The sequence below is a fragment of the Aliiroseovarius sp. M344 genome (assembly GCF_025140835.1).
GTDB lineage: Bacteria > Pseudomonadota > Alphaproteobacteria > Rhodobacterales > Rhodobacteraceae > Aliiroseovarius.
Genome location: NZ_CP081153.1, coordinates 2,658,346 through 2,671,281, shown reverse-complemented (window position 1 = coordinate 2,671,281; position 12,936 = coordinate 2,658,346). Strand labels below are relative to the sequence as shown.

Below are 12,936 nucleotides of genomic sequence, written 5' to 3'. Positions count from 1 at the left end.
TTGCGCGCCATAAATAGGATCAGAGCAGCCAGAGGATCCCTGAAAATGACCACGCCCAAGCCTGTCGTTCTGTGTATTCTCGATGGTTGGGGATTGCGCGAAGGTCGCGACTACAATGCGCCTGTGCTGGCAAATACACCAAATTTTGATCGGTTGATGGCGACCTGCCCAAACAACACTTTGATCACCCATGGACCCGATGTCGGCCTGCCAACCGGGCAGATGGGAAACTCGGAAGTTGGGCATACGAACATTGGCGCGGGTCGTGTCGTGTCGATGGATTTGGGGCAGATTGATCTGGCGATCGAGGATGGCTCGTTCTTTGCAAATAAAGACCTGAGTGACTTCGCACAGAAGGTCAAGACCGCTGGCGGCACCGCCCATATTGCCGGTTTGGTCAGCCGCGGTGGGGTGCATAGTCACCAGGACCATCTGGTCGCTGCGGCCAAGGCACTGATCGATGCCGGTCTGCCGGTTGTCGTGCATGTGATCACTGATGGGCGCGATGTGCCGCCGCAATCGGCGCGCGAACAAGTCGCCGCCTTTGAAGCCGATCTACCCGAGGGCGCACGCATCGGCACCGTTGTGGGCCGCTATTTCGCGATGGATCGGGACAATCGGTGGGAGCGGGTGGGCCGTGCCTATGAGGCCATGGTAACCGGGCAGGGGAATGGCGCAGCAGATGCGGATGCAGCCCTTGCGGCGTCTTATGCCAAAGGCGAAACGGACGAGTTTGTCGCCCCGGCGGTAGTGACGGGTTACGGTGGGATGAAAGACGGCGACGGGCTGTTTTTCGTAAACTTCCGGGCGGATCGTGCGCGCGAGATTTTGCGCGCCGTTGGCGAGCCCAATTTTGCAGAGTTCGACACAGGGCGCCGGCCGAAACTGTCTGCAATGCTGGGGATGGTCGAATATTCCGACGCTCACAACGCCTATATGACAACCTGTTTTCCCAAGCGGAACATTGTGAACACGCTGGCTGAATGGGTGGCGCAGCATAGCAAAACACAATTTCACACCGCCGAGACCGAGAAATACCCTCATGTCACTTTCTTTCTGAACGGTGGAAAAGAAGCGCCGGTGGACGGCGAAGTCCGCTATATGGCCGCCAGTCCCAAGGTTGCGACCTATGACTTGCAGCCCGAGATGTCGGCGCCCGAGGTGACCGAGCATTTCGTTGGTGCCATTCGCGATAGGTTTGACCTGATTGTCACCAACTATGCCAACCCCGACATGGTGGGCCACACCGGTGATCTGGCCGCTGCCATCGCCGCCTGCGAAGCTGTCGACGAAGGTCTGGGCAAGGTAATAGAAGCGCTGACAGATGTCGGCGGCGCGATGATCGTGACCGCCGATCACGGCAATTGCGAAACCATGTGGGACGAGACGACCAATGGCCCGCATACGGCACACACAACCAACCCTGTTCCCGTGATCCTGTTTGGCGGACCCGAAGGCGCAACGCTTGCGCATGGTCGTTTGGCTGATCTGGCCCCGACACTGTTGGAGCTGATGCAAATAGACAAGCCGGTTGAAATGACAGGCGAAAGCCTGATCCGCCGGTGATGGGGGCGGCGCGCCTTTTTCCTCTGCTTGCGGGGGCAGTTTGTCTGGCATGGGTGTCGACGGATCCGGCGCGTGCGCAATCAGAACCGACAGACGCGGCACGGGCCGCGATGTTGGCGCTTGATAAGGCGACGCTTGCACTGGCTGAGGCCGAAAAATCCAATGACCGTATCGCAGCGCTAACACAAGCTGTTCAAGCCTACGAAGAAGGTCTGTCCGCCCTGCGCGACGGGTTGCGGCGCGCCAGCCTGCGCGAGGCCACAATCCAAGGCGCGTTGACGGCGGAAAGCAGGCGGTTGTCCAAGCTTTTGGGCGTGCTTCAAACCATCGAACGTGCCCCCGAACCCGCCCTGCTGATCCATCCTGCTGGTCCCATCGGCACTGCCCGATCTGGCATGATTTTGTCCGAAGTCGCCCCCGCCCTGCAGGCCCAGGCTGAAACCCTGCGCAGCGGGCTGGAGGAACTGCAGATCCTGCGAGGTTTGCAGGAAAATGCCGTCGAGACGTTGAAAACCGGCCTTGAGGGCGCGCAGGATGCGCGCTTCGAACTGAGCCTTGCAATCGCACGACGCACGGAATTACCGCGCCGGTTCATCATCGACGACGCGCGCATGAAGTCTTTGGTCGACAGTTCGGACACGCTGGCAAGTTTTGCAGACGGTTTGATGTCGGAACCCGTGCCGGCTAGTGGCGCGGCGGCATCGCAACGTTTCGATAGCATCCAAGGCCGTTTGGCGATGCCGGTTCTGGGCCAGATCATTCGCCGCTTTGACGAGGTTGATGCGGCTGGTGTGCGGCGCCCTGGATATGTGGTTGCGACCCGGCCTCTGGCCCTTGTCACCACGCCTTGGCACGCAACCATCCGCTATCTTGGGCCTTTGCTAGATTATGGTAACGTTGCGATTATTGAGCCCGACGAAGGCTATCTGTTGGTGCTGGCTGGGCTTGGCCAACTTTACGGCGAAGTTGGCGAAGTCCTGCCGAAAGGCGCGCCAATTGGCCTGATGGGCGGAGCAGATTTGAGCAATGATCAAGCGTTTTTGATCGCTGCGGAGGAAGGAACTGGCGCAGACTGGTCGGAAACGCTCTATATAGAGCTGAGAAAGAATGGAACGCCCGTGAACCCAGCAGAGTGGTTCGCGGCAGGCAAGGATTGAAATTGATGAAGAAATTCGTGATGGCCGCCTTAGGAGGCACTCTGGCAGGCGCGGTTATGACCACGCAGGTTGCAGGGCCGCTTCTCGCCCAAGATGCCACTAGTAACACAACTGTCTACGAGCAGTTGGACCTGTTTGGCGACATATTCGAACGAATCCGCGCCCAATATGTGGAAGAGGTGGACGCCGCTGATCTGATCGAGGCAGCGATTGATGGCATGCTCACCTCGCTGGATCCGCATTCCAGCTATCTTTCCCCTAAGGATGCAGCCGATATGCGGGTGCAGACACGCGGTTCGTTCGGTGGTTTGGGTATCGAAGTGACCCAAGAGGAAGGGTTCGTGCGCGTTGTATCGCCAATGGACGGGACGCCCGCGGCAGATGCCGGTGTGGAATCCGGGGATTATATCACCCATGTGGATGGCGAAGCCTTGATGGGTCTGACGCTGGACTCTGCTGTGAACATGTTGCGTGGCCCGGTCGGGTCCGAGATCATCATCACGGTTGTGCGCGAAGGCGTTGACGAACCTTTCGATGTCTCGATCATTCGCGATACGATCAAGTTGACCGCCGCGACTGCGCGCTCTGTTGGCAATACGGTGGTGCTGCGCGTGACCACGTTCAACGACCAGACCTATGCGAACATGTCCGATGGACTGGCGCGCGAAGTTGAAGCGCTGGGCGGGATGGAGAACGTCGAAGGCATTGTGCTGGACCTGCGCAATAACCCGGGCGGTCTTCTGAACCAGGCGATCGAAGTGTCAGATGCTTTCCTTGAAAACGGAGAGATCGTTTCGACCCGTGGCCGCACCCCCGGCGAAAGCGAACGTGTGAATGCTGAAGCCGGCGATTTGGCAGAAGGTAAACCGATGGTCGTCCTGATCAACGGCGGTTCGGCCTCGGCGTCCGAAATTGTGGCTGGCGCCCTTCAGGACCACCATCGCGCCATCGTTGTGGGAACCAAAAGCTTTGGTAAAGGGTCGGTGCAAACGGTCATGCCGCTGGCTTCTGACGGCGCAATGCGCCTGACGACTGCACGGTATTACACGCCGTCGGGGCGCTCGATCCAAGCGCTGGGCGTATCACCGGACATCGTTGTGAAGCAGCCTCCGCGTATTCCAGAGGCTGAGAACGAAGACGGAGAAACCGGTCGCCAGCGTACCGAGGCTGACCTGCGGGGCAGCTTGAACAACGACAGCCTGACCGACGACGAAAAGCGTCAAATCGAGGAAGAGCGTGAAGAGGCCGAAGAGGCCGCCAAGCTGCGCGATGATGATTTCCAACTGTCTTATGCGGTTGACCTGATCAAGGGCTTGTCCACCATCGCCATGGCGCAATAACCGGGTCCGAAATTTGTGAAAGGGCTGCTCAAACGGGTGGCCCTTTTGCGTTCTTGCCTGTTATGACCCAGTAAGATTGATGTTCAGGTACTGACCCTAAGAAAAGAGTTCAACATGAACCCGGAAGACATCGCAAAATTACCCTATCGCCCCTGCGTTGGTATCATGCTTGCCAATCGCGAAGGCAAGGTGTTCGTTGGCCAGCGATTGGATGCACCGAAACTGGGCACCAAGACCGCTTGGCAAATGCCGCAAGGTGGTGTGGATGACGGCGAAGACCCCCGGGATGCGGTACTGCGAGAGCTTTGGGAGGAAACCGGCGTGACGCAGGATTTGGTGCAGGTCGAGGCAGAGATGCCGGACTGGTTGCCTTATGATCTGCCCCATGACGTGGTCCCGCGCGTCTGGAAAGGGCGGTTCCGTGGTCAGAAACAGCGTTGGTTCCTCGTGCGGTTCCATGGCGATGACAGCGCGGTGAACATCGAAACCGAACACCCAGAGTTCAGCCAATGGGCATGGATGGATCCGGCTGATGTGGTCGCCAATATCGTGCCATTTAAGCGCGATATTTATGCAAAGGTGCTGGACGCCTTTAAGGGTAACTTGTGATGCGTTGGATTGCTTTGGCGGTGATGATTGGGTTGCCGCTACCTGCCTTGGCTTTGTCCTGCATGCCCTATAACGCCATTTCGGCCTTTCAAGATGCCGCGAAGTCGTCGGACGATTACGTGGTGGTTCTGGGCAACCTCAGTTTCGACGAGAAGCACCTGCCGCAGGTGGACTGGAACCGCCAAGAGGACGTCAAACCCGACAATTACCTGACTGGGCGTATTGCAGGCAAAAGCCTGACGCGCAGCGGCTTCACCAATGCCTTTCAGCGTCAGATCGACATCAACGTGCAGTGTTTCGGCCCGTGGTGCGGCGGGTTGTCGACGGGTCGCACCTTGGTGTTTTTGAAGCGCAAAGACAGGGCCTATCTGTTGGAGACAAACCCCTGCGGCGGGTTCGCCCACGGCGACCCTTCAAATGAAACGCTAAACAAGATCGAAGCCTGCATGCGGGGCGAACGTTGCGATGCAGATCTGCCGCGACGGTAAAACAGCCGTCGCATTCACCCTTCGCAATCTCGGATATCCCGGTATAAGGGCGTCAGAATAACCAGCCGGAGACCAGTCCATGCCTTTTGACCGTTCGATCAAGATCACGCCCTCGATCCTTTCAGCCGATTTCGCGAATTTTGGACAAGAAATCCAAGCCATCGAGGCGCAGGGGGCGGACTGGGTACATGTTGACGTCATGGATGGGCATTTCGTGCCGAACCTTACGTTCGGCCCTCCTGCTGTCAAAGCCTTCCGCCCGCACGTGAAAACCTTCATGGACGTGCACCTGATGATCGCGCCGGTCGACCCCTATATCGAGGCTTACGCAGAAGCCGGTGCCGACATGATCACCGCGCATGTTGAGGCGGGGCCGCATATTCACCGCACCCTGCAGGCCATCAAGGCGCAGGGCGTGAAAGCGGGGGTCAGCCTGAACCCGGGCACGCCACTGGAAAGCATCGAACATGTCATGGACCTTATTGATATGGTCCTGATCATGACCGTGAACCCAGGTTTCGGCGGGCAGAAGTTTATCCATTCGGGTGTTGAGAAAACACAACGTGCGCGCCAGATGATCGGCGACCGCCCGATACACATCCAGATAGATGGTGGAGTCACAACCGAAACGGCACCGCTGGTGGCAGCAGCGGGGGCGGACGTGTTGGTCGCGGGATCTGCTGTTTTCAAAGGAGGATCGGTGGATAATCCTGAGGTCTATGGCGCGAATATCCGCGCCATTCGCGCGGCAGCTTCCGCCGCTCAAAACTGATCCGCTGTTGAAGCTGGATTAACATATACGAATATGTCAGTCTTTCGGAAATACCAGCCGGAGGATCACATGTTTCGCACCATCACAGCCATCTTTACCCTTGTCGCGGTACCTGCATTTGCGGATGAAGATATCCCGGATCAGTATCCTGGCTCGGTGCTTTATGAAAAACCGGTCGAGGTGATCCCGGATGTCTGGTCCGCCATCGGCGCCACGGCACCTCCGGGCTATGAGAACACAGGCCACAACAACAATCTCAGCTTTATCGTGACCGGTGATGGCGTGGTGGTGGTGAACGCCGGCGCTCACTACAAATTGGCCGAAGCGCTGCATGCCGAGATCAAGGCGATCACAGACCAGCCCGTCAAACTCGTCATCAACGAGAATGGACAGGGCCATGCGATGTTGGGCAACAATTACTGGATCTCGCAAGGTATCGAGGTGTTGGCCCATGTAGATGCGGCGGAAGAATTCGAAGAATACGGCGCGCAAATTTTCGAGGGTATGAAGCGCTATGCGCTTGAACATGCCGAGGGGACGGAACCGATGGGGCCGACCCAGACCTTCGAGGACAAACATGTCATCGACATGGGGTCAAAACATATCGAAGTTCTGCACTCTGGACCTGCGCACAGCCCCGGTGACATTCAGGTCTGGCTGCCCGAAGACAGCTTGATGATTGCAGGCGACATGGCGTTTCACAATCGCATACCCCCTATTTTTGAGGACACCTGCACCAGCTGCTGGATTGAGACTTGGGAAACCGTTTTTGCACCAATCGGTGCGACTTATGTGATCCCCGGCCACGGCTACCCCACCAATATGGCGCAGGTCGATGAGCACACGATCGGCTATCTGAAGCACCTGCGCGGCGAGATCGGAACGTTGCTGGAAAACGGCGGCACTTTGGAAGAGGCATATTACGTCGACCAGTCCCCTTTCGCGCATCACGATACGTTCGAGGAGCTTGCCACCAAGAACGCCGGTCAGGTGTTCGCCGAGATGGAGTTTGAGTAGCGCGCTCAGCCTGACCGCGCGCGCAAATGATCCAGCATTGCACCCGACCCAAACCCGTCCGCCACTAACCCATGCGCGGCCTGATAAGAGCGCAGGGCTTTCGCCGTGTTGGGCCCCGTGAACCCGTCCGCGCCAAAGGTATCATGGCCAGCAGCCGTCAGGCGTTCCTGCAACTCGCGCATCTCGTCACGTTTAAGCACAACCAGATCGTCAGGACAGGTGGCCTTGATCGGTCGCCCGCCCTGCAACCTGTCGGCCAGATGACTGACCGCTATGCCATAGGCTTCGGCGCGGTTGTACGACAACAGAACGTCGAAGTTGCAAAATGTCATGAATGCGGGGCCCGTCGCGCCTGACGGCAACAGGACCGAGCTTTCTCCGTAATCAGGGACCGGTCCGCCCTCTGCCGAGACAACGCCCATCGTGGCCCAGTCGGTGACGGGCAATCTGGTCTGGCGACCAGCCAGCGCATAATCGAAACCCTCTGGCAAACGAACTTCGATGCTGCTTGGTCGATTCATCCGCCAGCCGTGCTGGACAAGATAATTCGCGATAGACGCCAGCCCGTCTTCTGGATCGTCGCCCCAAATATCGCGGCGCCCGTCACCGTCACTGTCGACGGCAAACTCCTGAAAGCTGGTTGGTATGAATTGCCCATGCCCCATTGCGCCTGCCCACGATCCCAGCATGGCGGCTGGGGCGATGTCGCCGGCTTCGACAATGGAAAAAGCGGCCATCAATTCCTTCTCGAAAAATTCTGCGCGGTGCCCGGCATGTGCCAAGTTCGCAAGCGCGCTGAGAACCAGCCAATCGCCTCGGGTCGCGCCGTAATTGGTTTCGATCCCCCAAATCGCCATAATAACCTGAGCATCGACGCTATATTTTTCCGAAACACGGTGCAAAAGGTCACGATTGGCGCGAAACCGCGCGCGACCGTCGCGGATACGTTTTTCCGGGACAGCGCGGTTCAGATAATCAGAGATCGTCAGTGTGAATTCCGACTGGTTGGACTGCTTTTCGTGAATGCGCGCGTCTGGTCGCAGGTAGCTTGCGCAGAACTCCAGTATCTGGTCTGACAGCCCGGCTTGGCGCGCGCGGTCAATGAAAGCCAAACGCCAGGCCGCAAATTCTTCTTCTAACAATGTACTGTTCAACACAAACTCATACCTTTTGTCCAAATCGGACGGCACTGAACTAGCGCCGGGATCGTTTCACTTTCTTTTTCACTTTTGCTGATTTTCTTTTTGTTGTCATGGGTTTCCGTGGTGAAGACTTCCCCCCTTTGCGCGAACGTTGCGGGGTAAGCTTGCGCCCCTCGATGTTCAGAAGTTCAAGGGTAAGTCCGCCCGTGGTTGGAATAGCCTCAGCCAGTCGTACGGTCACGCGTTGCCCAAGGCCAATCACCAGCCCGGACCGCTCTCCGACCAGCACTTGTTCTTCCTTTTCGTGGCGGAAATACTCGTTGCCAAGCGAACTGATCGGCACAAGACCATCGGCACCCGTTTCGTCAAGCTTCACGAACAAACCAAAGCGCGCGATGCCGGCGACACGGCCGGTGAACTCGTTGCCGACACGTTCTGCCAGGAAGGCGGCCAGATAACGGTCGGTGGTGTCGCGCTCGGCGGCCATAGATCGCCGTTCTGTCTCGGAAATGTGTTGGGCGGTCGCTTCCAGTTTTTCGATGTCTTCCGGGCTCAACCCATCCTTGCCCCAACCATGGCCCGAGACCAGCGCGCGGTGCACGATCAGGTCGGAATAGCGCCGGATAGGCGAGGTGAAATGGGCGTAGGATCGAAGGGCCAGCCCGAAATGGCCGAAATTTTCAGGAAAGTAATACGCCTGTGACATGGATCGCAGCGTCGACATATTGACCAGCTCATCGAACTCGGTGTCCTGCGCCTGCGCCAGCAACTGGTTCAGGTGACGGGTCTTCAACACCTGACCTTTGGCCAGCGTGAAGCCAGAGGCTTGGGCAACTTCACGCAGGGCCTCCAGTTTCTCGGCGCTGGGTTCTTCGTGCACACGGAACAGAAGCGGGCGCTTCAGGCGGGTCAACTCCTCGGCTGCGGCCACATTGGCCAGAATCATGAACTCTTCGATCAGGCGGTGCGCGTCAAACCGATCTGCAAACGCGACCGAGGCGACATGACCCTTGTCATCGAGGATGATCTTGCGTTCTGGCAGGTCCAGATCCAGCGGTTGGCGCGAGGCCCGTGCCAGTTTGGTCGTCTCATACGCGGCGTAGAGCGGCGCGATGACCTCCTCCATCAAAGGCGCGCATTTCTCGTTCGGGTTTCCATCCTGCGCCGCCTGCACTTCGGCATAGTTGAGCGAGGCGTGAGATTTCATCAGGCCCCGAATGAAGCTGTGGCTTGTTTTCGCACCCTGCGCATCCAGCACCATGCGAACGGCGATACAGGCGCGCGGCACGCCTTCGTGCAGGCTGCACAGATCGCCGGACAGACGATCGGGCAGCATCGGCACAACCCGATCCGGGAAATAGGTCGAGTTGCCCCGCCGCCGCGCTTCATGGTCCAGATCAGAGCCGGGCGTCACATAATGGGCCACGTCGGCAATGGCGACCCAGACGATGTGTCCTCCGGGGTTCTTCGGATTGTCATCAGCATGCGCATAGCAGGCATCATCGTGGTCGCGCGCGTCGGCCGGGTCGATGGTGATCAGCGGCAAGTGGCGCAAATCCTCGCGCCCTTTCAGACCTGCGGGCTTGTGCGTGTCGGCTTCGTCGATCACGTTGTCGGGGAACGCGTCCGGGATGCCGTGTTGATGAATTGCAATCAGGCTGACGGCCTTGGGGGCCGTGGGGTCGCCAAGGCGGGCGACAATGCGGGCGCGGGGCAGGCCCATGCGGGATTTGGGGCCGGATTGCTGGGCTTCGACCAGCTCGCCATCCTTTGCCCCTTCGTCGGCGCCGGGATCGACGCGCCATTCCTTGTCCTGCCCTTTGTCGACAGGCACGATGCGCCCGCCGTCGGATCCGGTGCGATAGATGCCAAGGATGCGGATCGGATTGGTGCCGATACGACGGATCAGGCGCGCCTCATAGGCATAAGGCTCGTCCGTGACCTCGGTCATGCGCGCCAAAATCCGTTCACCGGGTTCCAGCGCCGGGTCGGAACTTTTCATCACCAGTATGGCCCGCGGTGCTGCGCCTTCGCCCGCCCATTCCATCGGTGTCGCGTAAAGGTCTCCGTCTGCATCAGGCGCATCGACCCGCAGAACTGACACGGGCGGCAGCTTGTCTGGGTCGCGATAGGTCTTGCCGCGCTTGGACAGATGCCCTTCGGCCTCCAGTTCTTTCAGAATGCGCTTCAGGTCAATCCGCGCAGCCCCCTTGATGCCAAAGGCGCGCGCAATATCGCGCTTGCCGGTCTGCGTCGGATTATCGGAGATCCAGTCAAGTATCTCCTGTTTGGTAGGGATCTGGCTCATGCGAAATAATCCCGAATGATGCGTGAATAAATGGTTTTCAGTTGGACGATCTGGGCAACTTCCACCCGTTCGTCGACCTCGTGCATGGTTTTGCCGACAAGCCCAAACTCGACCACCGGGCAGATATTTTTCACAAAACGCGCGTCCGACGTGCCACCAGTTGTCGACGCCTCTGGCCGTCTGCCTGTCTCGGCCTCGACCGCTGTTGCGACAAGGTCAGACAACGGACCGGGCGGTGTGACGAAACTTTCACCGGACACTTTGGTTGTCATCTCGATATCGACGCCGGTGGCTTTGCCAACGCGGGTCGCTTCAGTTTGCAGCCAGCTGTTCAGCTTGTCGGACGTGTGGGCGTCGTTGAAACGGATGTTCACGGTGGCCCTACATTCGGCAGGAATGACATTTGTTGCGGGATTGCCGGTGTCAAATGTCGTCACCGCCAGCGTCGATGCGTCGAAATGGTCGGTACCTTTGTCCAGCTCATGTCCCGCTAGGTCGGTAATCAATTGAGCAAGTGCTGGCACCGGGTTCAAGGCCCGGTGCGGATAGGCCGCATGGCCCTGCACACCGCGCGCCGAGAAATAGGCTGTCATCGATCCGCGCCGCCCGATCTTCATCATCTCGCCCATCACGTCTGGGCTGGTGGGTTCGCCGACAATGCAATCGTCGATGGTCTCGCCCGCGGCGGCCATCCAATCAAGGATCGCTGTCGTGCCATCTGTGGCGTCGCCTTCTTCATCCCCGGTGATGGTGATCACAAGGGATGTATTCTCAGGTGCGTCGGCCACGAAATCAATGGCGGCCGCCACCCACGCTGCGACCCCGGATTTCATATCCGTCGCGCCGCGCCCATACAGAAACCCATCACGGATTTCTGCACCAAACGGATCGACCGTCCACGCATCTGCGTCGCCCACCGGCACCACATCTGTGTGGCCGTTGAAGCCCAGCGTGCGGGCGTTGCCTGACCCCCAACGGGCGAACAGGTTCGAAACACCGCCCCGGTCAATTCGGGTGCAGGTAAACCCCGCTCCGCTAAGCAGACCTTCCAACAGCCGCAAGGCACCGCCTTCTTCCGGGGTGACCGAGGGACAGCTCACAAGCTGCTGGGTCAACGCAACGGGGTCTATTGGCGGGTGTGTTTCGGGCATGGCACAGGCTCCTTTATGACCTCTGTAGTCTGTCAGAAGGGGCACTGCAATTGGTGGCGCTTCTGCGGGGCAAGGGCTGGTGCGGCTGGACGTCTGGAAACGGCCGTTCTAACCTGCGCGCAGACTTCTCCTTTTGCATGGACGCTCTGATGAAAAAACTCCTCTTCCTTTTGCTCATCCTGCCTTTGTCAGCCTGTTTTGACGCCGACCTCAAGTTTATCGTCCATGATGACGAAACGGCGACGATGTCGGCGCATATGAAAATGGGCCCGGAACTCTACGGCATGATCGCCTCAAGCGGCGAAGACCCTTGTAGGGACGGTGTGGGCAAGCAGCTTGCAGATGGAACTTTTAGCTGTCTGGTCGAAGAAACCGACACGATCGACAATCTGATCGCGAAGATTGAAGAGGAAAGCAAAAACGCCGCCGCGAACAGTGGGGTCAATCCCAATCAAGGGGTCACAATCGAACGCATGGCCGGACCGTTTGTGAAACTGTCTTTCGATCTTGCTGAAATGAAACGGGTGGCTGCGGAAAGCGGGATGGACCCATCCATGATGGGCATGATGCAGCAAGCCTTCCAAGGTCACGGCATTCATATGATCATCACGGGTAAAGAAATCGTCGAAACCAATGGTGTCCTGTCTGATGACGGCACGACCGCTGAAATCAAGATCCCGCTGACCGCTTTGATTCAGCCAGATGCCAGTTTGCCGGATGTGTTTGAGACCATCGTGCGCACGCAATAGGGCGAACAGCTAACACAGCAACCGATGAACAGCGCCCGGCAAATCGCCGGGCGTTTTCGCAAAACCGTCTGCCGATGACAGATCATCTGACGCGCCATAGCCCCACGCGACCGAGATGAATTTCATCCCCACGCTGCGGGCGGCGTTCAAGTCGTAATGCCGGTCGCCGATCATCACGCATTGGGCGGGATCGTGGCCCGTTAGGTTCAACGCGTGTGCCAGAAGCTCGCCTTTGTCGTTGCGAGTGCCGTCGAGCTCGGGGCCGAATTCATGCGTCATGTGCTGCGCCAAGCCGAAATGGGCGGTGATTTTGCGGGCGTAGGCATGCGGTTTCGCGGTGGCGATGTGCATCACATGGTTGGCTTTGATGGTGGTCAGTGCTTCGGGTATGCCATCGAAAACGGTGCAGTCATACATGCCGCCACCGTCTTCGTAGAACGACCGATAGTGGTCCAGCGCCGCTTGGGGATCAGGGGTGCCGAGCTTTTCAAAGCTCCATAGCAGGGCAGGGCCGATCACCCATTCCAGATCGTCGGGCGACGGCGCTTCCATCCCGATCGCCTCAAGCGCCTTGATAACGCTTCCGGTTATGCCGGGCTTAGGGTCGGTCAACGTACCGTCAAGATCCCAGAACACA

12 protein-coding genes are annotated in these 12,936 nt (G+C 58.4%); 8 read left to right on the top strand and 4 right to left on the bottom strand.

Annotation, left to right across the window (positions count from 1 at the left end; all coding sequences use genetic code 11):
- Positions 1-45 precede the first annotated feature (45 nt).
- From gpmI to K3556_RS13070, 7 genes are all read left to right on the top strand, one after another.
- Entirely contained in the window at positions 46-1,566 is a 1,521-nt protein-coding gene (gene gpmI, locus K3556_RS13100) for a 2,3-bisphosphoglycerate-independent phosphoglycerate mutase (RefSeq protein ID WP_260517219.1), read from the top strand.
- Positions 1,567-1,619: 53 nt separating this feature from the next.
- Positions 1,620-2,723: a murein hydrolase activator EnvC family protein gene (locus K3556_RS13095; RefSeq protein WP_260517218.1), complete on the top strand. Its 1,104-nt coding sequence runs from the start codon at positions 1,620-1,622 to the stop codon at positions 2,721-2,723.
- A gap of 5 nt (positions 2,724-2,728) precedes the next feature.
- Complete coding sequence (locus tag K3556_RS13090; RefSeq protein ID WP_260517217.1) at positions 2,729-4,063, top strand: S41 family peptidase; 1,335 nt, start codon at positions 2,729-2,731, stop codon at positions 4,061-4,063.
- 114 nt (positions 4,064-4,177) lie between these two features.
- Positions 4,178-4,672 (top strand): RNA pyrophosphohydrolase, encoded by a 495-nt coding sequence (locus K3556_RS13085; RefSeq protein WP_260517216.1) that lies wholly within the window; start codon positions 4,178-4,180, stop codon positions 4,670-4,672.
- Positions 4,672-5,160 (top strand): hypothetical protein, encoded by a 489-nt coding sequence (locus K3556_RS13080; protein WP_260517215.1) that lies wholly within the window; start codon positions 4,672-4,674, stop codon positions 5,158-5,160. Before K3556_RS13085 ends, K3556_RS13080 begins: the two co-directional genes overlap by 1 nt.
- A gap of 79 nt (positions 5,161-5,239) precedes the next feature.
- Positions 5,240-5,932 (top strand): ribulose-phosphate 3-epimerase, encoded by a 693-nt coding sequence (gene rpe, locus K3556_RS13075; protein ID WP_260517214.1) that lies wholly within the window; start codon positions 5,240-5,242, stop codon positions 5,930-5,932.
- A 69-nt stretch (positions 5,933-6,001) separates the two neighbouring features.
- Positions 6,002-6,949: an MBL fold metallo-hydrolase gene (locus K3556_RS13070; RefSeq protein ID WP_260517213.1), complete on the top strand. Its 948-nt coding sequence runs from the start codon at positions 6,002-6,004 to the stop codon at positions 6,947-6,949.
- Positions 6,950-6,954: 5 nt separating this feature from the next.
- Here the strand turns inward: K3556_RS13070 and K3556_RS13065 are convergent, their stop codons facing one another.
- From K3556_RS13065 to dapE, 3 genes are read right to left on the bottom strand one after another with little or no spacing between them, the layout of a single operon-like run.
- Positions 6,955-8,103 (bottom strand): lytic murein transglycosylase, encoded by a 1,149-nt coding sequence (locus K3556_RS13065; protein WP_260517212.1) that lies wholly within the window; start codon positions 8,101-8,103, stop codon positions 6,955-6,957.
- Between the two features lie 40 nt (positions 8,104-8,143).
- Positions 8,144-10,399 (bottom strand): ribonuclease R, encoded by a 2,256-nt coding sequence (gene rnr, locus K3556_RS13060; RefSeq protein WP_260517211.1) that lies wholly within the window; start codon positions 10,397-10,399, stop codon positions 8,144-8,146.
- Entirely contained in the window at positions 10,396-11,550 is a 1,155-nt protein-coding gene (gene dapE / locus K3556_RS13055) for a succinyl-diaminopimelate desuccinylase (RefSeq protein WP_260517210.1), read from the bottom strand. Before dapE ends, rnr begins: the two co-directional genes overlap by 4 nt.
- A gap of 149 nt (positions 11,551-11,699) precedes the next feature.
- Between dapE and K3556_RS13050 the strand changes: the two genes are divergently transcribed.
- Entirely contained in the window at positions 11,700-12,299 is a 600-nt protein-coding gene (locus tag K3556_RS13050; protein ID WP_260517209.1) for a hypothetical protein, read from the top strand.
- Positions 12,300-12,308: 9 nt separating this feature from the next.
- Here K3556_RS13050 and K3556_RS13045 read toward each other — a convergent pair whose 3' ends face one another.
- A complete protein-coding gene (locus K3556_RS13045; RefSeq protein ID WP_260517208.1) occupies positions 12,309-12,935 on the bottom strand; it encodes an HAD hydrolase-like protein in 627 nt (208 codons plus the stop codon).
- Position 12,936 lies beyond the last annotated feature (1 nt).

What these genes read in the sequence shown, in the direction of transcription:
- gpmI (WP_260517219.1), top strand. Translation starts at nt 46, where the DNA reads ATGACCACGCCCAAGCCTGTCGTTCTGTGTATTCTCGATGGTTGGGGA.
- K3556_RS13090 (WP_260517217.1), top strand. Translation starts at nt 2,729, where the DNA reads ATGAAGAAATTCGTGATGGCCGCCTTAGGAGGCACTCTGGCAGGCGCG.
- K3556_RS13085 (WP_260517216.1), top strand. Translation starts at nt 4,178, where the DNA reads ATGAACCCGGAAGACATCGCAAAATTACCCTATCGCCCCTGCGTTGGT.
- K3556_RS13080 (WP_260517215.1), top strand. Translation starts at nt 4,672, where the DNA reads ATGCGTTGGATTGCTTTGGCGGTGATGATTGGGTTGCCGCTACCTGCC.
- rpe (WP_260517214.1), top strand. Translation starts at nt 5,240, where the DNA reads ATGCCTTTTGACCGTTCGATCAAGATCACGCCCTCGATCCTTTCAGCC.
- K3556_RS13070 (WP_260517213.1), top strand. Translation starts at nt 6,002, where the DNA reads ATGTTTCGCACCATCACAGCCATCTTTACCCTTGTCGCGGTACCTGCA.
- rnr (WP_260517211.1), bottom strand. Translation starts at nt 10,399, where the DNA reads ATGAGCCAGATCCCTACCAAACAGGAGATACTTGACTGGATCTCCGAT.
- dapE (WP_260517210.1), bottom strand. Translation starts at nt 11,550, where the DNA reads ATGCCCGAAACACACCCGCCAATAGACCCCGTTGCGTTGACCCAGCAG.
- K3556_RS13050 (WP_260517209.1), top strand. Translation starts at nt 11,700, where the DNA reads ATGAAAAAACTCCTCTTCCTTTTGCTCATCCTGCCTTTGTCAGCCTGT.